Annotated in this window: 25 protein-coding genes; 22 read left to right on the forward strand and 3 right to left on the reverse strand. The window is 33.0% G+C overall.

What is annotated here, in order from left to right:
- The first annotated feature begins 325 nt into the window (after positions 1-325).
- The gene (locus HHT355_RS12950; protein WP_103203866.1) at positions 326-1,237 is read left to right on the forward strand and encodes a ParM/StbA family protein; all 912 of its coding nucleotides are present in this window, start codon (positions 326-328) and stop codon (positions 1,235-1,237) included.
- Positions 1,238-1,241: 4 nt separating this feature from the next.
- Positions 1,242-1,532 (forward strand): hypothetical protein, encoded by a 291-nt coding sequence (locus HHT355_RS12955; protein WP_103203867.1) that lies wholly within the window; start codon positions 1,242-1,244, stop codon positions 1,530-1,532.
- A gap of 727 nt (positions 1,533-2,259) precedes the next feature.
- Here the strand turns inward: HHT355_RS12955 and HHT355_RS12960 are convergent.
- Both HHT355_RS12960 and HHT355_RS12965 read right to left on the reverse strand, forming a co-directional pair.
- On the reverse strand, positions 2,260-2,547 hold the full coding sequence (locus HHT355_RS12960; RefSeq protein ID WP_103203868.1) for a hypothetical protein: 288 nt from the start codon (positions 2,545-2,547) through the stop codon (positions 2,260-2,262).
- Positions 2,548-2,865: 318 nt separating this feature from the next.
- A complete protein-coding gene (locus tag HHT355_RS12965) occupies positions 2,866-3,693 on the reverse strand; it encodes a LuxR C-terminal-related transcriptional regulator (RefSeq protein ID WP_158245973.1) in 828 nt (275 codons plus the stop codon).
- Between the two features lie 153 nt (positions 3,694-3,846).
- Between HHT355_RS12965 and HHT355_RS12970 the strand changes: the two genes are divergently transcribed.
- Together HHT355_RS12970 and HHT355_RS12975 are read left to right on the forward strand one after the other, a co-directional pair.
- On the forward strand, positions 3,847-5,400 hold the full coding sequence (locus tag HHT355_RS12970) for a toprim domain-containing protein (protein WP_158245974.1): 1,554 nt from the start codon (positions 3,847-3,849) through the stop codon (positions 5,398-5,400).
- Positions 5,401-5,857: 457 nt separating this feature from the next.
- Positions 5,858-6,145 (forward strand): stage V sporulation protein S, encoded by a 288-nt coding sequence (locus HHT355_RS12975; protein WP_073026835.1) that lies wholly within the window; start codon positions 5,858-5,860, stop codon positions 6,143-6,145.
- A 253-nt stretch (positions 6,146-6,398) separates the two neighbouring features.
- Here HHT355_RS12975 and HHT355_RS12980 read toward each other — a convergent pair whose 3' ends face one another.
- On the reverse strand, positions 6,399-6,644 hold the full coding sequence (locus HHT355_RS12980; protein ID WP_103203871.1) for a helix-turn-helix domain-containing protein: 246 nt from the start codon (positions 6,642-6,644) through the stop codon (positions 6,399-6,401).
- A 106-nt stretch (positions 6,645-6,750) separates the two neighbouring features.
- Between HHT355_RS12980 and HHT355_RS12985 the strand changes: the two genes are divergently transcribed.
- From HHT355_RS12985 to HHT355_RS13065, 18 genes are all read left to right on the forward strand, one after another.
- Positions 6,751-7,494, forward strand: coding sequence for a GGDEF domain-containing protein (locus tag HHT355_RS12985; protein ID WP_103203872.1), 744 nt, complete (start codon positions 6,751-6,753; stop codon positions 7,492-7,494).
- Positions 7,491-7,640, forward strand: a complete 150-nt coding sequence (locus HHT355_RS12990; protein WP_103203873.1) for an aspartyl-phosphate phosphatase Spo0E family protein — start codon at positions 7,491-7,493, stop codon at positions 7,638-7,640. The genes HHT355_RS12985 and HHT355_RS12990 overlap by 4 nt, the downstream gene beginning before the upstream one ends.
- A gap of 252 nt (positions 7,641-7,892) precedes the next feature.
- Entirely contained in the window at positions 7,893-8,138 is a 246-nt protein-coding gene (locus HHT355_RS13830; RefSeq protein WP_242967685.1) for a hypothetical protein, read from the forward strand.
- The gene (locus HHT355_RS12995) at positions 8,135-8,959 is read left to right on the forward strand and encodes a DNA sulfur modification protein DndB (protein WP_242967686.1); all 825 of its coding nucleotides are present in this window, start codon (positions 8,135-8,137) and stop codon (positions 8,957-8,959) included. The genes HHT355_RS13830 and HHT355_RS12995 overlap by 4 nt, the downstream gene beginning before the upstream one ends.
- 918 nt (positions 8,960-9,877) lie before the next feature.
- Entirely contained in the window at positions 9,878-10,969 is a 1,092-nt protein-coding gene (locus HHT355_RS13000) for a hypothetical protein (protein ID WP_103203874.1), read from the forward strand.
- 105 nt (positions 10,970-11,074) lie between these two features.
- Positions 11,075-11,785 carry a hypothetical protein gene (locus HHT355_RS13005; RefSeq protein ID WP_103203875.1) on the forward strand — a complete coding sequence of 237 codons (711 nt, stop codon included), beginning with the start codon at positions 11,075-11,077 and terminating at the stop codon, positions 11,783-11,785.
- An 84-nt stretch (positions 11,786-11,869) separates the two neighbouring features.
- Complete coding sequence (locus tag HHT355_RS13010) at positions 11,870-12,331, forward strand: hypothetical protein (RefSeq protein WP_103203876.1); 462 nt, start codon at positions 11,870-11,872, stop codon at positions 12,329-12,331.
- A gap of 170 nt (positions 12,332-12,501) precedes the next feature.
- Entirely contained in the window at positions 12,502-13,353 is an 852-nt protein-coding gene (locus HHT355_RS13015) for an HNH endonuclease signature motif containing protein (protein WP_103203877.1), read from the forward strand.
- A 182-nt stretch (positions 13,354-13,535) separates the two neighbouring features.
- The gene (locus HHT355_RS13020) at positions 13,536-14,810 is read left to right on the forward strand and encodes a restriction endonuclease subunit S (RefSeq protein WP_103203878.1); all 1,275 of its coding nucleotides are present in this window, start codon (positions 13,536-13,538) and stop codon (positions 14,808-14,810) included.
- Positions 14,811-14,824: 14 nt separating this feature from the next.
- Positions 14,825-15,055 (forward strand): DUF2188 domain-containing protein, encoded by a 231-nt coding sequence (locus HHT355_RS13025; protein ID WP_103203879.1) that lies wholly within the window; start codon positions 14,825-14,827, stop codon positions 15,053-15,055.
- 15 nt (positions 15,056-15,070) lie between these two features.
- Positions 15,071-15,433: a hypothetical protein gene (locus HHT355_RS13030; RefSeq protein ID WP_103203880.1), complete on the forward strand. Its 363-nt coding sequence runs from the start codon at positions 15,071-15,073 to the stop codon at positions 15,431-15,433.
- Between the two features lie 13 nt (positions 15,434-15,446).
- Positions 15,447-17,333 (forward strand): HsdM family class I SAM-dependent methyltransferase, encoded by a 1,887-nt coding sequence (locus HHT355_RS13035; protein WP_103203881.1) that lies wholly within the window; start codon positions 15,447-15,449, stop codon positions 17,331-17,333.
- A gap of 37 nt (positions 17,334-17,370) precedes the next feature.
- The gene (locus HHT355_RS13040) at positions 17,371-18,792 is read left to right on the forward strand and encodes a restriction endonuclease subunit S (RefSeq protein ID WP_146039196.1); all 1,422 of its coding nucleotides are present in this window, start codon (positions 17,371-17,373) and stop codon (positions 18,790-18,792) included.
- A 32-nt stretch (positions 18,793-18,824) separates the two neighbouring features.
- Complete coding sequence (locus tag HHT355_RS13045) at positions 18,825-19,880, forward strand: hypothetical protein (RefSeq protein ID WP_103203883.1); 1,056 nt, start codon at positions 18,825-18,827, stop codon at positions 19,878-19,880.
- Positions 19,877-20,932, forward strand: a complete 1,056-nt coding sequence (locus tag HHT355_RS13050) for a hypothetical protein (protein ID WP_103203884.1) — start codon at positions 19,877-19,879, stop codon at positions 20,930-20,932. Before HHT355_RS13045 ends, HHT355_RS13050 begins: the two co-directional genes overlap by 4 nt.
- Positions 20,933-20,943: 11 nt before the next feature.
- Positions 20,944-25,005: a hypothetical protein gene (locus tag HHT355_RS13055; RefSeq protein ID WP_103203885.1), complete on the forward strand. Its 4,062-nt coding sequence runs from the start codon at positions 20,944-20,946 to the stop codon at positions 25,003-25,005.
- Complete coding sequence (locus tag HHT355_RS13060; protein WP_103203886.1) at positions 25,005-25,805, forward strand: protein kinase family protein; 801 nt, start codon at positions 25,005-25,007, stop codon at positions 25,803-25,805. Before HHT355_RS13055 ends, HHT355_RS13060 begins: the two co-directional genes overlap by 1 nt.
- Positions 25,792-26,952, forward strand: a complete 1,161-nt coding sequence (locus HHT355_RS13065) for a hypothetical protein (RefSeq protein ID WP_103203887.1) — start codon at positions 25,792-25,794, stop codon at positions 26,950-26,952. The genes HHT355_RS13060 and HHT355_RS13065 overlap by 14 nt, the downstream gene beginning before the upstream one ends.
- The last annotated feature ends 4 nt before the right edge of the window (positions 26,953-26,956 follow it).

Below are 26,956 nucleotides of genomic sequence, written 5' to 3' on the forward strand. Positions count from 1 at the left end.
AGTATTGTAATATCAAGGATTTGGGCAAATTTACTAAATACATAATTATATATGGGAGGGTAAAGAGGAGAGGGAAAAGGATTTAGGGAAAAGATGATAAAAACACTTGAAAATGTATTTAGTAATTTTATATAAAATAATCGCCCATTAATAAAAAGGTATTTTACTAAATTATAATCAAATACCTCCGTTACAATAAATTTGTTTGCTTACCTAATTTGATAGGTAAGCAATTTTTTTGTAAAAATACTTGAAATTATAAAAAGTGATTAAATATAAAGAACTATAACGAACTTAAATTTATCAAAGAAATGGAGGAATTTTTATGGAGAATAAGATTATCTTAGGACTAGACAATGGAAATGCTTATACTAAAAGCAGTGAGGGTTTTAGTTGTCAGTCAGGCTTTACAAAATCTGATGTAGAGCCAATTACAAAACAAAATCTTCTTATTTATCAAGGTATTTATTACAGCATAGGAAACAACAGGTCAAGCGTTCAATTGGATAAGACTCAGACTCAGGATGCATTTATATTATCTTTGGCTGCAATAGCAGATGCAATTAACAAGGCAGGAATAGAACAGAAAGCAGATGTATTTTTAGGTGCGGGACTTCCTGTCGTCCACTACGGTAAAATGAAACATAAATTCAGGGAATACTTTATAAGGGACAATATCAAGTTTAGTTTTAATGGAAGCGATTATGCGGTTAATATTGTTGATTGCAGGGTATACCCCCAAGGTTACGCAGCCTTTATTAATATCTACAAAGACTATAAAAATGTATCAGTAGCAAACGTAATTGATATCGGTGGCTATACTACAGATTTTTTCATAGTAGAAAACGGGATAATTAACACTGCAACCTGCTATTCACTACCGAACGGCACAATCACATTGTTTGCATCCATACAGCAGGAATTATTAAAAATAAACATTAATCTGACAGAAAAGCAGATACAGGATATTATTTTAGGTAAGCAGCCAGTTTTATTTGATGCAGATATAAATAAAATGATAGAAATAAAAGCAAAGGAATATGTAGAAAATTTGCTGACAAAGATTTTAGAATACGGTTTTGAATTCAGGAACCCAACAATAATCGTTGGTGGCGGGGGTATGATGTTGAAGAAATATATAGAGTCTTCTGATAGAGTAAAATATATAGAAAACCTTGACCAGTTTGCTAATGCACGTGGATATAAGATTTTGCTGGAACAAGAACTAAGAAGGTGATTTTATGGCTGTAAAAAGAATTAATTTATCTTTTTCTTTAGATAGGAAAGATGATTTAGAAGTATTTAACATACTATCAAAACAGAAATATAAAACAGATTATGTAATTAAGGCAGTGTTAACTTATATAGGGGAAAGGGATAAGGGTTTTGATAAGGAAATAGTCAAACAGGCTGTGAAAGAAGCGATAGCGGAATGTGGAGGAATTACCATAGAAAACAAGGGAAAAGAGAATGATAGTTGCATACAACATGAATTGCCTGACGATATATTTGATATGTTTGACAATCTATAAACTTTAACCTCTACAAGCAGTGAAGTTTAAGACTTCCTGCTTTTTTCTTGTATAAAAGTATAGGTGGAGAGACATTGAATAAGCATAAATTACCTTAGGTTAAGCCTTATTCCTCCTTGCCCCTTTCTCCTAATTCCTCATTCTATAATACACAGTCCCAAAAAGAACTGGAATAAAAAGTTAGGTACTACAAAGAACTATAGTTTGATGGATAGTTGAAATATAAAGGCAGACTCTTTACAAATAACATTGCTATATGATATTCTTAAAATGCATTCTGGGGAATGTAGTTGATAAATACGCAAAATAGGGGAAGTGATTGCTTTGCTGCAGTTTCTTTCCCTATTTTGTTTTTATATAAGGTAATTTTCTCTCAGGAGCATAATAGAAGCGTAAAACTCGATTTTAGAAATGGTTTCCTTATATAGAAAACTGATAAGATAATTATTTAGAATTCATTCTTTTTGCATGAGAAACAGAGCAAATACATAGGCTTTTAATAGATAAAAGGTTTAGAAACGGTTTTAAGCGTTAAGGGGTAAAAAGTGATTCTAAAAAAGCAGGTGTAGGGGGATAATAGGTTAAAGGGGATAGGGGGCTTGGAATTCGTAACTGTTTAATATGATAATATCTATTAAAAATATTGTTTTTTCTTACCCATTATCTTATTAAGAATCTATAGAAAAAAGGCTTCCCATCGATAAAACTGGAAAGCCTTGAAAGATAATTAGTCGGTTAGCCATTTATTAAGGTAATCAATCATTTTGCTTATGTTTGGGTATTTTTCTTTAAACTGTTCAGGAGTCAATTCTGGTATTTTTTCAGAAAGTTTATTTATTAAATCTTTTAATTCGCCCAGCAAATCTTTTTCACTGTCGTAGTTGTATTCATAGACAGTTACTAGAATATCAAAATAATAGTCCAAATTCTGATATTGAACAGAATCTTTACCAAAAGCCTTATCAACAGTTTCTAGTAAATTGGCAATTTCTGATTTAAGATGCTTATTCTTCATAAACCACCATCTCCTTTCCAAAGTTTTATGGCATTATAGGAAAGGATAAAGATAAAAGTCAAATATATTTTCTCAAATTCAAAAAATTTTTCTTTCTTGCAATGCGTTAATTATATGGTTAAAGTTAATTTTGTCGCCCAAAAATGCTTTAAACCTTCTGAATTCAAAGGTTTATACAGTTTCAACTAATTACATATACATTAAAAACAGGATTAGAAGTATAAAGGTTAAAAATAAAAGACGACATAAGAATATATCCAGCCATATGAGTGCATATCATATTAATTCAGTAATATGGACTTCTATGGATACAGAGTACTATGTCATTCTGCATAGATGGCTACGAATCTTTTTACCAGCCCTGGCTTTTATCTGACGGGAATATTCAGGTGTAATATTTAGTATTTGGGCAATTTCTATATGGGTATATCCATCTATGAGCAAATTTAATACTTGTTGTTCTTTTTCTGTTAATATTCCTTTAATACTGGAAAAAATATCATCTGTGCCATCAGCGTCGATAAGAGTATACATATTGTGTTTATATTGAAATTTATCAAAAGAATTAGTTGTCTCGTCTGAAGAACATTCATATTTAATCCTGTCTATGCTTAATATTTGTAATGTTAAGTCACGTTTGACACATTTATATATATAATCCCAATACTGGTCACAAAATTTAACGGCAAGATAATAAGAATATTGATTATTAAATTTCTCTAATGTTTTTTCAATCTTATCTAAAGAGATTTTATTCACCAGTTCCCAGAAAGGGTATATAAGAGTATAGTTCCAAGGTTTAGAATCATCTGTATATCCATACAGTTGAATATAATCATTAAAATATCTTCCATAAACAGAAGTAAAATCAAATTTAAATTTGAAACTTTTATCATAATGATTGCACAATAAAGAATCTTGTAATTCAATAAGTTTAGAATACCTTTGCTTTCTAATTTTAGGCGAATAGATTTTAGTTATATCTCCTGTTATTGTCCATTTTAAAAGGGGCTCCATTAAATAATACAAATTAACGAAAATTTCATTTTGATGATGTTTGTTTAAATTGCTTTTATCTTCTTGCCCTAACTTGTACATGTACAGAAGGGATTTTACTTTTTTATCATTTATGTATGGTTTTTTCATATGAATCATCCTCCACGATTGTTTTTGACATTTTAGCCATAGCAAGAAGAAAATCAAATTTTGAAGTAAAAATTTTAAAAAAACAAGATAAAAATTTGAAAACCAAAGATTTGGTCAATATAATGCCTCCAAATTAAGACGGAGGCGATGTATATGGAAAACAAAACTTTTTCGTTTGGTAAGGTAAAAGGGATGGATATGGTGGAAGTTATGAATATGGAAACCATACATGCCAACTTTTCTGGATTACAATATCTATGGGGACAGTACAAAAGAAGCACAAACGATACAGTAAAAGAAGAAATAGCAGAATGCTTTAAAACATATGCGGGTGATTATATTGTTAGATTTGGGAAATATAAGGGACTAACGCTGAAGCAGATTGATGAAATAAATAGAAGTTATTTGGAAAATTATCTTACTCATAACGATAATGAAGAAATTAGAGTAGTTGTTAAAACATACCTTAAATATCATCCAGAAAAGATGAATGGTGAATATAATAACTATCAACAGCAGACATATGCATACTATGATGAGTTGAAACAGAAGATTAATGATAGCAGCCAATTAAATATAGAGCACGTAATCAGAGCCTTAGGGTATGCAATAGAAAATGGGAAGTTTGAGCACTGCCCCTGGGGATGTGATATGCATAGTAAAAGGTATCAGCATGCAATTTTAAAGAAAGGTAATGACAATTCTTATTTTGTTGGCTGTTTTAAATGTGGGAAAAGAGAAAACTTTATTAAATTTGTATGTGAAAAGAAAAACTATAGTTTTACTGAAGCACTGGAATGGATATCAGGTGTTTTAGGGATTACAGTTTCAAATGTTGAGCATAAAAATGTTGCAGAAATAAAAAAAGAATTTGTAAATGTGGAGGAAGAAATTGTGCTTGAGAAGCGAATTCTTCCAGAGGTTAGTCTTGAAGGCTTTGGCTTTAATAAAGGAGTATATCCTCCTGCATTTTTTAAAAGGGGATTTACAGTAAAGGATGCGGAAGAGATGGAAGTGTATTTTGCAGGAAGAGACTGTGTTAATGGTTTTAGAAACAGAATATGTTTCCTGGTTAGAGATTTAAATGATAGGCTTGTAGGGGTTGTGGGGAGAAATAAATACAGCGAGGAAGAACATTACGACTATTGGGCTAAAAGGCTGGGATTAAAAGATATTAGTAGAGAAGAAAAAATAAAAGAGATTGAAAATCAAAATTGCATATATAAAAAGTACTATAATTTTGAGGGATTTAAATCGGGATGCACTTTATATAATGCAAACCGGCTGGTTAATAGTAGTAAAGAAGAAGTTTTTATTGTTGAAGGACCATTTGATGTAATGAAAATGGTGCTTAAACATGGCTATAAAAATACAGTGGGGATGTTCGGCCATTCCCTCAGTAAGGGACAACTATATCAACTTTACCAGTTGTATGAGAATGTAAGAGAAAAAATTAAGATATATCTACTTGTTGACAACGATGAGGCTGGGTTAAAAGGTTTTGAGAATAATGTAAAGAGTCTTCAGGAATTAGGATTCAGAAACATCTATAAGATGATTCTCGAAGGAGCAAAGGATGCAGGAGAAGCCACAAAAGAGCAGGTAGACAAAGCATATAAAACTGCACAACTCCAGACTATAAGATATAACAAGAAGAAAATCGTTGTAAAAGATTATGATACAGGACTGAAAAATGCTGTAGAATAAAATAAAAAAATTTAAAAAGTTTTATAAAAAGTGTCACATTTTTAAATTTAAAGCCTGTATAATATATATATAGAAGCATATAAAGAATTGTTAAGCCTTATAAACAGTTGAACTGTGTATATATTTTTATTACAAATATTTCATTCATTGTTGACCCTTACAAACAGTTAAACTATGATACATATTTTTATTAATAAAGTATTTTTAAATATTATAGTAAAAGGTAAAATTAATTGTTACTCCTTATCAAACAGTGGCGTAAAAATGACTGAATTTGGCAAACACATTTGCACCACTGTTTATAAGGAAAAACAACAAAATTCAACTGTTTATAAGAAGCAACAAACAAAGTTTAACTGTTTGCAAAAGTTAACAATTTTACATATTTGTTATTTAAACTTGAAATAATATAAAATTCCTTCCTATAATGCTTGAAACATTAAGGAGGGATTTTATATTGGGTATACAGGTATTAAAGGTTTCAGGAAATGGTAATATAAACGCTATTGCTGATACAATTAATAAATACGTAGTTGAGGATGGCATTGTCCATATTGATGCAATAGGAATAAAGGCAACATATATGACAGTGAAAGCCCTTATACAAGCGGTTGAATATCTGGTGAGTAAAGGGTATAGGTTTAATTTGAGGCCATATTACGTTAAAGTAAACACAGCAGGAAATGATATACAGCCAATTAGTAAGACTGCCATTCGGTGGACATTGATTGCAAAGGGAAAATAATATTAATTCTTGTACTCATAACTAAAATATGGTAATATGGTGGCATACAGCCGAGAGGGACACACTTCTCTTATACTGCATAACGCAGAGGAGAGGTGTGTTTTTTATGCTTTGATAAATATAGGTAAATGAAGGCAAACAAGGTGGGTAAATGAGGACTGATATAAGGTAAAGGTGCAAGAAAAGGAAAAAGAGACTGTTAGATTTACAAAAATAAGGGTATATATTATAATGTTCTTTATTAGAACAAAAATTATTTTTCTAACCCTAATAGCCAACCAGGGCTGACTTTGAGGACTTCGCACAGGGCAAGTAACTCATAGTCAGTCACAATGCGTTTTTGTTGCTCGATTTTAGAAATACTGGCTCTGTCTATATACACGGCCAAGGTTTCCAGTTTAGCGGATAACTGTTGTTGGGTTAGATTATTTCTTAACCTTGCAATTTTTACTCTGGAACCTGTAATATTGCGTTCTTCGGAATCCAGTATTAACTTCATAATTACACCACCTTATGTTCTTTATTGGAACAGTTGTATTTTATCCGAAGTTATGCAATAATATGTTCTAATAAAGAACAAACCATAAATTTGGGGGCTAATTATTGTGTGTAAGGGAGACAAAAATAGAGAGATAATTCGCATCGTATTAAATAAAAGATATGATATTCAATATGCCAGCATAGACAATCAAAATGCCATAAAATACCTTGAAAAACTAGGGGATTTATATAGATTGACTGATAATTTTCCTATTGAATATGATTTGGAGGATTATAATGTCACTATTGATGAGGTTAATATTACTGGCAATATGTACTATGTAATTACTGCTGTATTAAGACATCCTAAGTGTAAAAACTGTAGAAAAGCATTGACAGATGCAGTTACTGGACTATATAACCGTAATTATTGGGAGAAGATTATCAGTGGTGCAACCCTTCACCCTAGAACCCAAAACTTTTCCCTAATACTTATTGACGTGGATAATTTAAAAGAAATTAACGATACATATGGACATACAGCAGGAGATAAGGTCATTGAAATAGTAGGACAAGCGATAAAAAAGTGTATAAGGAAGGAGGATGCGGGACTAAGGTACGGGGGCGATGAATTCATAATTTTACTTTTTAACCAGGATAAAAAGGCTGCTTATAGAGTAATAGAAAGAATAAGAAGAGAGATTAATAAATTAGCAGCAGGGCAAGGGATGAATATTCAAATTAGTGCAGGAGCAGCCTATTATGATTGTTTACGAAACATGGGGGACATAATAAAAATGGCAGATAGAGATTTGTACAAAGAGAAAAGAGTAAAAAATCTAAAGAAAAACAGAACAGTGAAAAATTGAAGCATTTGCTTCGGGAAATAGAAAAATTAAGAGATGAGTTGAATAAAAAAGTTACCCTCGAGGGCAAAGGAATAAACAATGAAGAGACGTTGAAATTAAGCCAGAAACTGGATGAACTTATTACAAGGTACTTAATAGATGAATAGCAGGGATAAATAGAAATTAGGTATATAAGGGACAAGGAGCAAGGTGTGGGAGAGAATCCCGCACTTTTTATTTTCCAAACTTGTTTTATATATTGTTTAACTTATTATTGATGTACCCATCAAAATTAACTTTTCCCTTGTGCCTTTGACTTCAATCTGTTAGAATACAAGCAGAAAATATTGCTAATAATCTTCATAATGGAAAATATTTTGGTTGGTATCTAATATATTAGCAGAGGAGGAAGGGCACATATGTCCGAATATGTCTTCAAAAACGTAAATCAAATAGGGGAGAAAGAATATCAAACTGTTATTGATGGACAGGAATTAGCAGAGATGTGGAGGGATGGGATAATAACATATAACCCAGAAATCCAGAGAGGAACAAAGGTAAAAAGGGGAAAGGACAATAGTGAAGTTGAGGTTGCTGTGTACAATAAAGCCAATGTGAAAAAATCTATACTTCTATGCTTTCAGGCCAATATTTTACGGATATGATTACATTAAATGTTCTTGAAGATGGCAATGAAAAAGTCGAACTTGATGATGAGGGTAATCTTGCTGTAGATGGCGAAATAAACATTGCAGATGGGCAGCACAGAATTAGGGCTTTAAGCATGATTCTTGAAGGAAACGAAAAAGGGGATACATTCTTCGATTTAACCGAACTAAAATTCCCTGTAAAAGTTACCCACTATAATGTCCAGACCGCACAGCAGCAATTCCACCAGTTCTCTCTAGGGCTGAAAATCAGTTCAAGCCGTGCGGAATATTTTAATCAAACGGGCCTTGCAAACATTATAGTTAGAGAACTTATGAAAAACAGCGACCTGGCTGGTAGAGTGGAAGTAGTGAGAAATTCAATTCCCAAAAAAGATGAGAGGCATATTGTTACTTTTGCCACTCTTGTAAATGCTATAGATTTAGTTTATAAGGATTTGGAAACAAGGGTTCAGGCAATGGAACTTGCAAAATATCTGTCAGAATTTTTTAATGAACTAATAAACCTCATTCCCGAGTTGCACAATTACGAAAAGAGAGCACAAAGTAAAGAAACATCGTTAATAGGGGAAAATTTCATGTTTTACGGATACGTAGCCATAAGCAAGGTGTTACGGGATAAGGAGAATTGGAAAGAGTATCTACCACTAATTAATAAACTCGACCTGCTAAAATCTTCTAAAGTATGGTATGCTGAAATAATTAAGGGAGGAAAGGAAAGAGGATATTCTATTATTAATACAAGTGAGAGCAGGCAGAAGTTTATAAACAAGATAGAAAGAATGTTCAAAAAACTATTAAACGAAAAGACTGAATAATTTACATTTTTTAACTAGGCTGACGGGTAGTTGTAGTATACTAATTTGTCAGCCATTTTGGTTAGAGATGGGAAAGGTCTAAGGAATTAGTTATAAGGTTGATGTCTGGGGCAGGAGTATAATTTTTGTCGCATTTAAACCTACTAACCCCCTTAAACCATAAGCCTTTGCTCTGACTCACTAATATACATATTATGATTAGGTTTAAAGAAGGGAAAAGAATAAAGGGTTAAGAATTAAAAAATAAAAATAAACTTGACATAGAAAACTAATAATTATTAGAATACCTCATCTAGTAATGGTTTCAATATATATCGCTTTCCTTCACGTAACTGTCTACTTAAATACTTAAATAGTAGGCAGTTTTTTTTATTGCCAATTACAGGCGAGATGGGTATAAGGTATAAGGAATAGAGTCCTAAGGTAAATTGAAGTTGTCCATTTTATATGAGTTATACTATAGACGAGGGGGTAAGGCTTACAAAAAAACCAAAATTTCTTGTATGTTATACTTCTATTAGAGGGGTAAGGTTCAAAAAATTTCAAATTTCTTATGAGTTATACTATAGATGTCGGGATAAAAGGCGAATAAAAAATTTCAAATTTAATTTATGTTATGCTCAATAATGTAGGGGGTAAGGCTCATAAAAAACTCAAAATTTCTTTTATGTTATACTCCTAGTAGAGGGGGAAAATGATTCTTATAAAATTTAAAAAAGTTTGAAAACCCCCTGACTTTTAAAATACATTTTACTCTAAGTTATGGACTATAAGGGAGGTGGTTTTGTGATTAATATTAGAGCACCCGATAAAGAAAAAATGAGAGGCATTTTGCCGAATGCCCCTCTCATGTATTGGTAACAGAATATAAATATGAACTTATTAATAATTATATCAAAGACAAAGGAGAGATGGAATATGAAAAATATAAATAAATCTGTTAATTCTAAGGAACTTCAAAAGCACATATGTCAATTAGGGCACTTTATAAAAAGATATGTAAATGGTCAGTTTGATAAAGAATACGATTTTGTAAATCCGTGTGGTTTTGACCATATAATTAATTCTTCGGTATTTCCTGTTGACGGTGAATATAAACAAGCATTAATTGACGAAAATGCCATTACAATAATTATGAATAACGGAGATATTGTAGAATATGTAAAATCTAAAAGAAGTTATTATACTAAAGAAGAAATACTAAAAACAGCAGAAGAACTTTTTTGCGGAAAAGAATTAATGTTAGAAGAGCACCATACAAAAATGAATGGAAAAGATGAAAAAATAGTTTATGTAATAAGTTATGATGAAGCAATCAAAAAGATTGAAAATGCATTTAATTGTGGCAGGATGCGAGTGAAGAAGAAAGATTTTACTGTGAATTTAGAGCATGAGGAAATTGCTTCAATAGCATTTTTGAGTAATCCAATGGAACAGGGAATTATATATTGCTATAATAAAATTTTTGTACGAACTATTAGTGTAAGAAAAACAGTTCAAAATAAAATTATCCAATCCAACAAATTTAGAAGCCATATGCAAGTGCATGAGAAAGATTTTATAATTCCTTATCAAAATGTTATTCAATATGCTTCATATAAAGGATACTTTAATGATATAAATAAGAGATTCGTAGATATGGTAGTTGAATTTCCATTTAATATCGGATACTCATTGCTTTGCGAGACAACTGATAAGGATTCTATTGTATATGCGAAGAGAAAGAACAGAGAGATATACAGCAGGTTTACCTTGGATGGGGAAAAGAAACTAACGAATAAATGTGTTTTTGTCTTAAATAGAAGCAATCAGAAGCCTGATGAATACTACCTTATTACCATGTTCCCAGGAGAATACCTGGTAAAAGAGCCGCAGGACAAAAATATAAAAGACGAATTAGAAAGGCAGAGAATGCTGGAGTTTTGGAGAAATCATGCACTTGTATTTAATCCTAAGGACGTTGATTTAGAAACAGCAACTTACTCATGTCCATATAATTTAGGGGCATAGGTATAACTTTATATAAATATGAAATCTTTAACGGCAGATACTTGAATTTTTCAAGTATCTGCTGATATAAGAAATATAAATTTCTATAAGAAAGGGGTTTATACTATGAGAATATTATTTAACTATAAAATTACAGATAGGGTAGCAAATCAAATTGAAAGTGAATATAAAAAGCCATTAAATAAAATTACTGAAGAAGAATTAAAAGTCTTGCTAAATGATTTTCTTATGGATAGTGAAAAAGAGTATGTATGGACCGAAGAAGATATTCACTATATATGTTCTTTAGAATTTGGTAGCGAGTATGATAAATATGATAATGCTTTTTATGAGGTAAGAGAATTAGGAATTTATATCGCCGAAGATTGGTCATGCAGTCAATTATATAACTATGGAAAAATTGGCGATACTGATAACTTCATAGAATATTATTTAACTTATTATACAGGCAACTCCGAGTATCTGATGGAATCAATTTTTGAAATAGACTGGGCAGATGAAGAAAATATATGTAAAAAAGCAGTAGATGACCTGATAAAGAAATATGAAGACGAAAAAGATGGAGAAGACACTATAGAATTTCATGGTGTAAATGGTGGCAGCCTTGAATCAGAAATTGATAATTATCTAAAAGAAAATGGATATGATGCAGATGGTGACTATGTAATCGGAACATATCTTGGCAAAGAAATCTTTAAAATAAAAGACAAATTATATTACTTAGATGATGATAGTTGGACTTATAATAATGAATACCATTGGTATATGCAAGAAGTCGGCAAAAAATGTTATGAGTACTTTGGCTACAATAAATAAATTGTTTTTGACCGAAGGGGAATAAATCCTTATATTCCCCTTTGCAACAAAATTAATTATAAATAGTTTCGGGGGTGTATGTTTATGATTAATTATGAAAAGATTAAAAATATCCTAGAAAATATAGATATCAGAGAAGTTGTTAGAGAAGCATACTATGCTACTTGTGGAAACGAGTGTAGGGGCACGGCACAGATAAATCTTCATACAGGTAAAATTTGCGGTGCTACTTATACAACAGGGCAATTTGATGAAGATTATGAAGATTTTATGGATTTGTACACAGTTTATCCAGGTACCGAATACTTAAGAAGCGAAGTGTTTGGTGGAATTGAAAGAGAAATACCTGAAGACATGGATGAATATGAATATTGCAAGCAGAATGGTATTAGTGTTGATGAATTAAAAATAGACATGTTAACTTTTTATGCAGAGGAAAACAAAATTAGAGACCAATGGCTTGAGGAAATAGAAAAAAGAGAAAAGAAAAGTAAAGAATCAAATGATGATTATAACCTTTATGATGATTATGACTCGTACTATTAAGAATATTATTTGATATGCTATTGTATATTTGTTTAATATCTATATTATGAAGTGCATACCTTAACTGGTATGTACTTTTTTATATGGATTTAGGCATAAAAAGGGTTTTACTTAAAATTATAGAATAAATAAAGTAAGGCCTATGGTTTTAAGGTGTAAGGGGCGATAGCATGCTTGATAACAATAGTTACGTATATAAAAAAGAAGTGGACTGGTCGGTGCTGCAGCAGGGTGTAAGCATTCCAGTAACCATACAGGTAGTTTTCCAAACTACTATAAATAAGTTTTTGCCAAGAGGTCAGTCTAAAGACATTTATCTGGTACTGGAAGGAAAGACTTATAAGGCAAGGCTTGTAAATCAGAAATTTGATGAGAGAAAATATCCAAACAGAAAAGATATACTGCAAATAAGGTATCATCCACAAAGTGAGATTGCGGAAAGACTTAGAAGCATTTTTGCTGTAAGTTACAGGTATATATTAGAGGAGAGAAATAGCCTGCCTGAAAATCAACGCAAATTTATAAAAGTTCCTGAAGAACAAAAAGAATACCTTGCTATATATACAACAGACTATCCAGATACATATCTGCTTGAATGTATTACGCAGGAGGATACTAAAATAATTAGAGAAGCAATGGCTAATGAGGATGAACAAGAATATGAAGCCAGTATAAACTATAACACTGTTGACTATACTGCCACTATTGCTACCGTAAATCAAATGGTAAAGGTCCGTAAACTTAACAGAGCAATAGGGGAAACCTTGAAATTTCTTTATAATTATCGCTGCCAGATATGTGGAGAGAATATTAGTGCAAGATATGGAGTCAATATTGTAGAATCTCACCATATAGACCCATTTGTTGAATCCCTCAATAATAATGCAGAAAATCAGGTTATTATTTGTCCCAATCATCATCGGATTATTCATAGGGCAAGACCTGTTTTTAACAGGAGAAAATTAATTTTTGTTTATCATAATGGAGTAGAAGAAAGGATTATATTAAATCAGCATTTATAGAAAACAGGTTGCATTTGCCTGTTTTTATTTTTGTGCATAGTACAGTGATTTGATATAGCGTGATTAATAATAATTGGAAACAAAACTATTGACTTTTCCTAAAAATAGTAATATTATATACGTAAAGAAAGTTTATTAAGGGGAAATTATGTTATAGAACGATGGTGAGTTGAGTGAATTGTATGTTTATTACCCCAGATAAAATGGATGGAAAGCGAATTTCTTATGATTATGTAGTACAGCAATGTGAAATACAGCGATTATTACAGTGGCATCCCCTTATAGCATTAAGTGATATTTGCAAAGAAATAACAAGTGGGATTCGGGTTAAGAAAGAGTATTATACAGATAAAAACGGATATAAGATTATTGCTCCTGGAGACATAAGAAATGAAGTTATATATATTAATGAACTTAAAGTAGTACAGCCTGAAGTAGTAAGAGAAAAAGACATTATAAATAATGGAGATATATTGATTACAGCCTCAGGTAAATCAGGACAGGTAATTTATGTAAATGAAGTATTAGAAGGATGTGTAGTAACATCGGATATTATTAAAATTACATTAAGGGATAGGGATAAAGGTATAAGATTATATAAGTTTTTAAAAAGCAGTATAGGACAAATGCTGTTAAACTCCATAAAAATAGGGATTTTAAATAAAATTTTTGTGGAGGATGTTGAAAATTTATTAATTCCTGAAGACTTTGATACATATCAGGAAGAGTGTTCTTATGATTCTACAGGATATGCAGAGTCTGAAAAACTATACAGGTCTGCAGAAAACATATTTTACAGGGTATTTGATTATAAAGGTGAAGAAATGAATCTTAAACACTTTTATGTGACAGAATACCTTGACAGTCACAGATTAGACCCTGAGTACTACTCGAACTTTTACACTGAACTGTATAGGGTAATTCACAAGAATTTTGATGATGTAAAATGGGAGGAACTTGGAGAACTTGTAGAAATAAAAAAAGCAGATAAGCCCGAAATAAGTAAGAATCAAAAAGTAAAGTATTTTTTGTTAGCGGATATAGACCCGAATTTTTCAATCATAAAAGAAACACATGAGGATTTTTACGGCAATTTAAGCAATCGAATGAGATATGTTGTGAGGAGGGGAGAAATAGTAACTGCCAAAGGAGGCAGTGCCACAGGGACTAAGGGACATGCAACGGCACTTATTACAGAAAAATTTGATGGTTTGGTTACAACAGATGCTCTATATAACTTGGTCCCCAGAAGAATTAATCCTTACTATCTTCTGTTTTTATTTAAACAGCCAATAATTCTAAACCAGGTAAACATGTTTACTAAAGGGACACTATATAAACTCATTCAAAAAAATGACTTTGAAAAAATCAAAATTCCAAGACTGGAAAGTAGTTTGGAAGAACAAATAGTAGATAAAATGATGAATTATTTAAGTGTGTTACAAAACAAATTTTAAAAGAGGTGTTATATATGGGTAAAAATCAATGGGTTGTAAGACATGGCGACAAATGGGCTGTTAAAGGTGAAGGCAACGAAAGAGCAACTAAAGTCACTGGCACTCAAAAACAAGCGATAAATGTAGCAAAGGAAATTGCCCAAAACCAAAAATCTGAACTTATCATTCAAGGAAGAGACGGTAAAATCAGGAGTAAAGATAGTTATGGAAATGACCCGTATCCACCAAAAGATAAGGAGCATTAATGGAGGTGGACCCTGTTGGTAGAAATAATATATGAACAACTGAAAACCCCTAAGTCTGTTGAAGAATTACACCAAAGGTTAAAAGAGTCTGGAGTGAAATGGAATAAAGCACAATTACAACTATTTCTTCTTATGGATAGTAATATTAAAAAGACTGGGGATTTATACAGTGTTGGAGGAAATAATCTAAATACTATTATATTGGACATAGTGGATAAAGTAATGGATGGTAAACCTGTTACACCTATAAAAAGGATTATGGAGTATGTACCAAATGACATTACAGTCAGTGCAGAAGAGATATCAAAAATTGCAGAGCAAAGTGGGAAATACAAACTTCATCCCAATGGGGCTGTTTTAATGAGAGCAAAAAATTAAGGAGGAATTTTTCATGCAGGAACTAAAGGATAAAATAAGAAAACTTGGTTACGAAGAAATAAAGGACATTGATGATGCTACCTTTATAGCCAGCCATAAAAATGTATATGTATATGTAAAAAAAGTAGATGAAGAACAGTTAAAGCCAGAATTGGTTACTGCTATAACATATGAAGCGATGGAAACTGACCCTATTTCTACCTATGCTTGGATTACAAACGGTACAAGCAATGCCTATGTCCTTGTTGAAGAGGAAAAGGCTGTTTCTGAAATTCCATCAGTCTTTGAAGATGAGAATAAATTGTACTCAGGCAAAAGGCAACTTACTGATAGGGATAAATGGTCAATAAGAAAATATCAAGAGTTACAAGAGAAATTTGATGGACTCCATGAAATGATTTATGGAATGAAGGACCATGTAAATAACTCCAATGATGTAATCGATGAATTCAGCAAACTTATTTTTTTGGAGACTTTCAGGCTTTATCATCCTGAATATAGATTAACTAAGGGTAATGTAACAGGGAAACTATTTAACGAAATATATAGATACGAATATGTAGAAAAACATAAGGATAAGGCAGTCCAGGAGATAAGGGAAGCCTTTAAAGAAATAAAAGACCATGCAGATTATGTTGCTATTTTGGATAATGGGGAAAAGGCAAACATATTCAGTGCAGATGAATATATAAAACTGGAGAATCCCAATATCTATATTGCTGTTTTAAAGGCTCTCCAGGATTTAGGACCGATAAAAATTGACGGTGTAGAGAGACCTGCCACTTTAAGGGATTTAACTGGGGATGTATTGGGTAGGGTTTTTGATGTACTGCTTCGTGGAAAGTTTGAGAATAAAGGCGGTATGGGTATCTATCTTACTCCAAGACAGGTAACGGAAGCAGCAGCAGAAATGGTTTTACACGACCTTACCAAAGACGGGGCAGCAAAACTAATTGCTAAAGACCCCAAAACAGGAATACCTACCCTCCGCATAGGTGATTTGTGCTGCGGTTCGGCAGGATTTTTAATAAAAATGCTTCAGAAGATAGAACACTACCTTCTGAACAAATTGACAGGAGACAAGAAGCAGTATGAGGAACTTTTTGAACAAATGAAGGAACACTGTTTTATAGGTGCTGATAATGCCCCAGGGATGGTGCTTAAAGCAAGGATTAACATGGCACTTCACGGAGCGCCTAAGTGCCCGATTTTCCAAACGAGAAATTCCCTTATGAATACACGTCTTAAACCAGGGACATTCGATGCAATCCTTACAAATCCCCCATTTTCAAAAACTGGTATTTCAAAAACGATTAAGAAGGGAAATACCACTGTTGAAAACCCTGAAGGCGCTGAAATTATCAAATATTATTCTTCTGACATAGATGAAGATGGACAAAACAGAATGAATCCTTATGGCTTATCACTTGGGTCAAAGCCAGACAGCAGAGGTCAGTGGAAAGAAGTAAATTCGGTAGACCCAGCAGTGTTATTTATTGACAGAAACCTTCAACTGTTGAAACCAGGCGGGCTACTCATGATAGTTGTACCAGATGGAATTCTTTCAAACTCAGGGGATAAATATGTCCGTGAATACATCATGGGTAAGAAAAACCCTGTAACAGGTGAATTTGAAGGCGGCAAAGCAATACTGAAAGCGGTTATAAGCCTTCCGCAGGAAACTTTTGCCCTTTCAGGAGCAGGTGCAAAAACGTCGCTGCTATATTTAAAGAAGAAAAAACATCCAGGAGAAAAACAAGGTCCTGTATTTATGGCAGTAGCAGATGAGGTTGGATTTACTGTAAAACAGAATGTAGAAGTGCAGTTAGGTGACGACCACAACGATTTATTAAAGATTGTGGAGGCTTATAAAAAGGGTATGCCAGAGGATATGGAGTAAAGACGGAAAGGGGTGAATATCTTTGAAGGGATATTGTTTGGCTTTAGAAAAACCTAGTGCAATTTATGCTGCTAATATATTGATAGAAGATAGAATTGATGCAGATGCTTATAATTATTTATATATAAAAGAAATATCAAAATTAAAATTTAGTGGATTAAAATTGGCTAATATAACAGATTTTTATTCAGTAGAGATGTTAACAGGATTTGAAAACTCAAAATATATTAATTACACAAACCAAGGAATTCCATTTATTAGATGTAAAAATATTAGAGATAATTATTTTGATGAAGATGATTTAACTTATATTTCAGAAGAAGTATATAACATTTTAAAAAGAGCACAACTTAGTGATGATGATTTACTTTATACTAAAACGGGCTCTAATCTAGGTCAAGTATGCTGTGTGCCCAAAGGAATGAAAGCCATAGCATCATCGAATTGTTGTTTTTTTAAAAAAAGTCAAAATAAGAGCATTGATTCTCATTATGTTTCTACATTTTTAAATAGTAAATATGGAAAAGTTCAAACCAATAGAGCACAAACCAAAACTGGTCAACCAACAATTGATTTTCAAAGACTTAAACAATTTTTAATCCCCATCCCATCTCCTGAAATTCAAAAGTACATAGGAGATAAGGTTAGAAAAGCAGAAGAGTTGAGAGAAGAAGCGAAAAGATTGAAGAAAGAGGCTGAAGAGATATTTTATGAGGCGATAGAGATAGATAAATTGAATTCCAAATTAATAAAAGTAACTAAATTTAGTTGGATAAAAGAAAATCAGATTGAAGATAGATTGGATTTAAAATATAATTCTCCATCCATAATTACGATTTATGAACATTTTAGAAAATATAAATGTTCTCTATTAAAGGATGAGTTTAAAACAATTTCAGGATATGCATTTTCAAGTGGTGATTTTGATGATATGGATGGAGAAAAAGTAATAAAGATAGGAGATATTAGTGACTTTACAATAGATACAACAAGTCTAACTAGAGTAAAGATTGGTACTAAGGTAAAGGAAAGAATTAGAGAATTCTCATGTAATATACAAGATTTAGTTTATGCAATGACTGGTGCTACAATTGGAAAAGTAGCAATGTATATTGATAATGAAACAGTATATATAAATCAGAGAGTAGCATGTATAAAACCAAAAAGAAATAATATTCCTACTGGATATTTGTTACTATACTTGAATTCTGATATTGGTAAAGAAATAAGTTATAGTTTATCAACTGGAGTAGCACAACCTAATATAGCATTAGAAGAATTAAATAATATTGTAATACCTCAATTAGCGAATAATATAATGGATAAAATCCATCATAATGTACTTAATAGTTTAATAAAACATAAAGAATCAAAACAACTAATTCAAGAGGCCAAACGAGACGTAGAAGACCTGATAGAAGGCAACTTTGATATGTCGAAAGTAAAAGCAAATAGTTAGAATTTTGTACAGAGCAAAGGCAGGTGAGTCCTTTGATAAATATAAACGAATTGGTTAAAAGTTTAAATAGCCTATACGATTACGGAGAAATAAAAAATAACACTGATTTACAATACCTTATAGACCAAAACTTTATTAGACTTGCAGAAGACAGGCTGGTTATCACGAAAAAATGGATTAAGTTTAGTGGAAAGGTAAGCAGGGAAGATTTTATAACATCTCTTCTCTGCTTCTATCCTCCTCTGTTACATAAATTGCTGAAAAAAGTATACGAAGAGGCTTGTATTATAGGTCAGAGGGGAGACGGTAAAGCCCTATATGAGTTTATAGACAGCATCCCTGAATTTGGTGAAACCATATTAAATATTAAGGATAAAGATATAGAAGAAACGGAAGAAATAAAGTCCTTTTATCAGGCTGTGTTTAATGGATATCCTCAATATCCTTCAATACTTACAAAACTAAAAATCATGCAATTGGCAGAGGATACAGAGGATGTGGAGTTACCACCGATGGGTAATAACCCTAATGAGATATGGGTGCAGGGCAGGAGGATAACTTCATCTGTAAACCTCTCAAAGTTAAAGGATAAAAACAAATATACCTTTACTCCCTATGAATATAAGGATTTTTCAGTGGAAGAGCCTATAAGGGAAGCCCTTTCTTACCCGTGGAAGACATTTTTAACCATACTAACTATGATAGCCCTTGAATATCAGACGGCAGGTTTTGAAGGCTTATCCATAAGACCTACGGACCACACCAACTACTATGCAACCCAGCCTTTAGACTTTTACATTTTTAATACAAAGGGCAGAGAAGTTAGGGTAGGAAGACTTAATGATTTTGTATATGAATTTTGCATGGAAAATGATATGTACCTTTTTCCAGATAAGGCTCCTGAAGTAGACAAGGTGGTTTTCGATATGATGGATGAGAATATAATTGATTTTAAAGATGGGGAATACGTGCTTAATGAGGAATTTAAAGACTTAATATACTCAAAGGATATTATTATAAAAAACCGTTCCAGAAAGTTTAAAAGCACCATTAAAGACTATATAGAAAAGTTGAGGAATACATTATGATTATAAAAATAGGTACGGACAGATTTTGGGTAAAAGCATCCAATATAGAAAGGTGGGCAGAGATTTTAAAATCTTTACCAAAGAAAATACCCTGCAGCAGTAAAAAAGATATAGCCAGGGATTATCTTGGCTATAAGGTTGACGAGAGCGGAAGAATTGTCAATGCTGATGAGGTATATGGCCTTTTTGGTGCAGAAAAAGATAAAGACTCTTTAACTATCGTTGGATGTAACTTTATAAAAGAAATTGAAGGAGGATATGAACTTACAGGGGGTGCTACTGAACTGGTAGAAAGATTTAAACATAATGAGGAATGGGAAAAGGTATTGGGAAGTCAATTATTAAAGTATTCCATAAGAATTAGGACCATTGCTTATGCAATGCTAAATGGAGGATATCTCTATTTTGAAAAAGGATATATGGAAAACTTCGCAAAGGCTTATATAACCCTGAATGACAAGAAGTTTTACATTTTCAGCAACAAGCCCGATGAAATGAACATTAATAGTTTAATGAAGGAGAATCAATCAAAAATATTAGGTGATTTCTGGAGAAAGGAACTTGATATTGGAGATGGGGAAGAAATAGAATTTAGGGGCGTTAATAAAGATTATCCTTCTTTAGGCTCCATGAGTACTTATTTAAAAATACCAATGCTGTTGTTTGACTATTTAGGTTGGATTGTTGAAAGCGAAGATGGAAGGTACGTCTTAGATAAACATAAGATAAAAGAGGATGCTGGTATTGATGTATATGAAAGTTTAGTAAATGAAGCCGACGTGGATGATATAGAAATACTACATAAATTAATTAAAGAATACTCGGATGCAAGAGGATTTTTTCCAGTAGGAATAGTAGGCTCCATATTGAAAAAGAAGGTTGACAGTGAAAATACTATGGCAGAAGAACAATGGATTGACCATTACTTTGTTACGGGTATAAACAAAGGAAAGTTTATAATTAAAGACCATGAGCAGGGGCAGCCCAGGCACGGCAGGGGCTTGCTGGGGAAAAAAGATTATCAATTAATTAAGTTGGAGATTAGAGATTAGGAGGGATGGATATGTCTATATGGGCTCCTTTTGGTACCAGTGATTTTCCTTTAAATCAGCCGATGGTAGGGCAGAAAGAGTTCTACGAAATTTTTAAAGGCTTTACGAAGACTATGAAAAGTGCAGGGATGGCAACTATTTTCCCGCTGATTTCAAAGTGGGGTGTAGGTAAATCCCGTATCGGTTTCGAACTTATTTCAGAACCTCTTGGCATGGACAAGGGATGGATTATTAATGAAGATGGCGTACAAAAGGAAGTGAGAATTTTCAAGCCGAATTTCGAAGATAAGGTTCTTCCATTATACATAAGGTATTCCCAAATGTGCCATCCTGATTTAATTGGAGATAACTGGGTGGCTTACGGCATTTATACAGCACTTTCCTATTTAAGCAGAGAATCCGATGGAAGCATTCAAGGAAAGATTATGGAAGCCATTCAAGATGCCTTATCTCCTGTAGGGTTTGATAGAAGCATCCTTGGAGATTTACTGCAAGTAGACAGGGTAAATTTAAATGAACTGGTTATAAACAAAGAGAAGTTGGATGAATTAACCCGAAAAGGAATGGAGTATGTTAAGCAATTCGGTATTGAACATTTTCTTATTGTCTGCGATGAATTAGAAACAGCGGGGGAAATTGCAAAGTATGGAATTGAAAAAGAGAAGGAACTGGTAAACAAAATAGATGGAGAAGCAATTCAGGTAATTACAAGTGCTATAAAACATGAAGACCCGAGAAAGAAATATCCAGAGGTTTCCTATCTTCTTTTGTGTTCTACAGTTATAGGAGGAAGTATCCAAGGGATAGGTGCTTTAGATAGAAGAACGGAAATGTATGAAATGCTTCAGAATTCCTTTGCAGATATATCGGATTATATCGCTTATCTTAACAAGAAGGGCATGATACCCGATTATCCAAAAGGACTGATAGAAGCAGCCTATACCATAGCAGGAGGTAATTTTGGCTGGTTTAACGTTATTATGCATAACGTAGACCAAAAGATGGAAGATAGTTCTGTCAAAAAAGAAACAGGATATATTTTTGAAACCATATTAAACTCCAGCAACCGTTTTAAAGAAAGTTTGATTGATAAACCTGCTTTTGACTACATTCAGTGTGATGATAGATTCAGGCAGACTATTAAGCATGCTCTTTTAGAGCAAATCCCTAAGAAGAAAACAAACTATTCTGCGGAAGAAATAAATGCCATGATGGATGCAAAGGCAGAAGATGGCGAAAAGTTATTCAAAGAGTTTTACTGTGTGAAATTAGAAAAGGATGATTTGGCGGTTTACCTCAATTCTCAAGGCTACAAAAGAGAAACGGGAGATATATTTGTTAATAATTTCGGTAGCAGTTTTGATTTAGGCATACTTTTGAGAAGCCTAAAAACTTTTTCTCTCAATGTAAAAGAAAATGAGTATATTGTGGGGAAGGAAGAAGAAACATTTTTAGACCAGGTCAGGATGTTGTATCCGAAGGATGATATTGAAGAATCAGCAAGATATATCTATGGATACATCCTTGAAAAAATAGAAAAAGAAGATATAAAAGAAGCAGAATATATCGGACCAAACTTTGCCTATTTAAGCCGCCTTGATAAAAGGTATAGAGTAGAAAAAGATGATTTTGGCTACGTTCCAGATACTGAAAAAAACAAAGAGATTGAAGCGTTAGTAAAAGAAAGAAGCAAAAATAGAAAAGAGGAAGTAAAAAGGGTTCTTTCAGGTGCCTGCAGGGCATTGGAAATAAACTACCCAGAAGAAAATTTTTATACTATCAATGGCGTTGAATGTGTCAGGACCAAGGTAGAAGGAGGACCTTATCTTGATGTTCACGAGGACAGAATAGTAGATATTATATGGGGTAAGGATGAAGATAGATTAAAAGATGCACTGTTAGATAGCAGGCTTTTAAAAGAAGGAGTTCATCCTGTTATTGTAATCTCTGATTCTGTTATTAGTGCAGAGTACACCGATAAATTTGTAAAAGAAAAGTATGAAGGCATAGGAAAGTGCTTGATATTTGTCAATATAACCAGACTTCAAAAGGATATTTTAGAGGTCATGTCCATAGATAAGGACATATTGGATATAAGGGAGAACAGGAATGTTATTACTTCTACCTTTAGGGATAGAATCAGAAAAATCAGGGACCATTTTAATTTAAAGGCAAGAGAATGGTTTGAAAAATTAGATGAGGAAGGCTGGATATTAAGACCTATTATCTATAAGAAACATGATGAGAAACAAATAGCGCTGCTGTCAAAGGCTTATAAGCAAATGCTCATCCACGGCATTGATTTTGAGGAACTTGGAAGCAAAAAAGATGTGAGATTGTCTGATGCAGAATATACGGAGTTAAAGAACGTTTTGAAATCAACCGCCATAGGCAGAATGAATGAGGGAAAAGGATATAAGGAAACAGGTTTATTCATTCATGAGGATGAAAATAGATACAGCATAAATATACCCGCATGTATGAACAGAATACTGAAGTTTAATGGAAACAGCAACAAATCCATGGCTGATTACAGCAATAAATTTTTCTTCAGCCTTATACACGAGGTAAAGCCGAAACGCATTCTAGAACAGTGGATAGAGTTTATGATGGGGCTAAATCTTTTGCTAAAAACCAAGGACGGTTTTATCGAGAGAATATCCAATTATGAGTTGGACGGCAGGTATTCTGTAGTTAAAAAATGGCTGGAAGATGACTGCAAAAAAGAAATTGACAGCATGAAGAAGGTTATAAACGGTCCTTATTTGGATGTCCTTGAGAAGAATCAGGTACCTTATTATAAAGTACAACTTCAAGAGGCTGAAAAAATTAAGGACAGCATTAATGTTGATAAGTTATCAGAAAAAGATAATAAGAATATGGAAAACTTCAGAGATGTTATTTCGAAGATTGAGAAATTCCTTGGCATTTGCTACCAAGTATATGACAGTGATGGATGGAATAACATCAAAACCTATAATCCAAACATCATAAAGGACATTAAAATTGATGATAAGGATAAGCCTTTGTGGTTTAGGGTAAGGCATATAAGATTGTTTATAGACTATATTAATACCTTAAAGGACCCAGCAGTAAAGAGCATTACGGATAAAATTGCAGAAATCAAGAAAAATTGTGAGTATGGCGGATTCATGCTTCCTATTTCTCCGATAACGAATATACTGCAAAAGTATTGTAATGAACTGGAGAACTCAACTGATTACGAAAAGATGACTATATCAGGTACAGGGACTATGGTTTCCTATATAAATACATTAGCATACAAGTTAAAAGATGGAGATTTTAGTGGAGCATATAAGCGAATTGAAGAAATTCTTGATGCCTGCGGATTAGAGCCTATTGAGAACAATGAGTTAAAGTGGGCTAATGATAGAGGAATAATAGGTGAGTATAAGGCTATTTATAAGAATTTTACTTCTATCATTGACTGTTATAAGAAATTACCTGAAAGCAAAAGGTGGGTTGATTATTTTTCAAATGCACCAGAAAAATTAAGGAATCATACCGAGGTGAAGAATTTAAGCAACTGTATTAAGGAAATAGAGTTATTTGTTAACGGCGGTCTTGAACAAGAGATTGAAGATAACGAGCCTGTTATGCTGAGTAAGCCTGATGAATTTTTGGCGCTTCTTAAAAAGAGTGTAGAAGATATGCAGCAGTATGTAGGGCTTATTGAAGGTTATAAAACAAATGTAATGAATTTAGCAAGGACAAAGAAGAATGAGTTTTATGATAATTTGCTGATAAGTACCATAGATAAGATATGCAGAGTACAGGGGAAACCTCCCGTATCCGCACAAATAAATACGGAAGAGTACCCAAAAGAGGAAACTTATGCTGCCACAAAAGAAGCAATACAGAATAAAATGAATTTGCTTGCAAGTGAAGGTGAATCATTCTTTAAAAACTCACCATTGATTAGGAAAACTACCTTTAGTTTCTTTAAGCAGGTAGTAGAAAAGGATGGGGATATTAACTGGGATGACTACCTTGAGGAAAAGCGTGAGTTAGAAGCAATAAAACTCATTCGGACAAAGGTTGAGGTACTGTGATGGCTGTTCAAATACTTGATGAATATAAGAATAGAACAGAATACAGGCTTCTTAAGGATTTTTATGACTGCCAGGTAGCCCAGATGAATTCACTGCAAACTGGGGTTTTAGTTCTGCCTGGAATTCTATTAAGTAAACTAAACAAACAACAGTTAGACCTACTTAATACATGGCTAGAGGATAATAAAAACCAGTTAATACTTACACCTTCCTGGGCCGAAATGAATTTAAAGGAAATCCTTCACTCATCGGTAGATATAAGAATAAATAGAACAGATGATAATTATGAGGGAATTCCGATAGGCTTTTTGATTGATACCACTGTAAAAGATGTTATATTTCAACAAAATGGGAAGAAATTTGGGATTCATTACAGGAAGAATACGGGAACAGGTCTAGTAACGGTAGTCACTCTACCGTTATTGGACTATAAAATGATTCAGTTAGAAGATAAATTAAAGGCTCTTTTTAATTCCCTGCTCCTTGCTGAGGATGTTAAACAAGAATCCTTGGTAGAAACAAAAGATTTTATATTAGATGATATTCATATTTATTTGATTATCCTGACAGGGGCTGGTATTGACTTAAGTCAGTGTCTGTCAAGTATAATTCATAAATATTTTGGAGTTTTCATTGATGAAGAAACTGCCAAGCAAGGATATCAAGACCTGGTAGCAAATCAATATATTAACGAGAATGGATTGTTAAGCAAGGGTATGACTGTAGTTAAAGAAAGGAAATTGAAATCCTTTATCAATGCTGTAAAACAAAGGGGAGAAAAAGAAGATGGATGGATTTAAAGAAAATAGTACTCCAATATCCCAAAGCATAGTGGCTAATATTCAATTAGGTCTTCCAGCCACAGTTTCCAGGTTATCATCCAAAATGCGGTTTATTGATAAAATAGCCCCTGCCTTAAAGGAAAGTGGGGTGGTTAGGAATATAGATTTAATAGCCCCTCTCACTATCAAGGCATCAGGTATTGCGGCAACCAATAGGACTTCCAGTGCATTTGGCGGAATGTTATATGTTGCTGGGGCAGTAAGGCAGGACATACTCATAAGTGAAGGTTCTATTTATAAAACAAGACAGGAAAGTATCGTTGATGTAGATGAGATAGATGACCTGGATAATCAGAAAAAGTTGAAGTTTATAGATATTATCAATGTCTATAAATTACTTGAGGATTTAATGGAAGATGATGAAAAGCCTGAACTCGTTTTGGTTGATGTACCTTTAGTACTTGAGCGTTCGGATGCTCCCCTTGAAGATAGAAAGGAAATTATAAGAATTTATGATAGATGCAGGGAGACCATTAAGTTTTTCTGGGATAAATATAAGGATATGGTATATCCATTTAATGAAAATGGAATTAAAATCGCATCAGTGGGAACAAAAAGGTTTGGTGCAATTATATATGCTCTGACTGAGGATAATTTAGTCTATATTCCAGATGATGTGGACAATAGTATAATTAAAAAGATGGAAGAACTAATGCCCAAAATTCAAGATGTAGGTATTAAAAGGCTGCTAACAGGTATTCTTGTAAAAAGAACAAGGACAGCAGCATTTCAATATGATGGATTAAATAAGGATAACAGGCTGGAGCCTGAAACTTTACGAGATGTGGGATTAATAGGCATGCATATTAAGGCGGGAAACACTACACCGCCACTTTTGGTAGAAGTATTAGGCAGCGTAAAAGATTGGTCATCTGAAATGCTGGATGAACTGGCTTCTCAAATTATATCCCTGATTGCATTTGACCAGAAAAAAGCACTGCCACTGCCATTATGGTATGCCAAATATGCTTTAAAGCCTGTCGAGGCCACAAATAATGGGAAAAATGTGATTTTAGAATACTATAAAACACAAGCCAGGGAGATGCTCCAAAGTGAGGCATTGGAGAGCATTTGGAAAGAAGATTTGGATGTGTTTGAGGATTAAAGAG

The organism is Herbinix hemicellulosilytica, assembly GCF_002904165.1.
In the GTDB taxonomy this organism is placed as follows: domain Bacteria; phylum Bacillota; class Clostridia; order Lachnospirales; family Lachnospiraceae; genus Mobilitalea; species Mobilitalea hemicellulosilytica.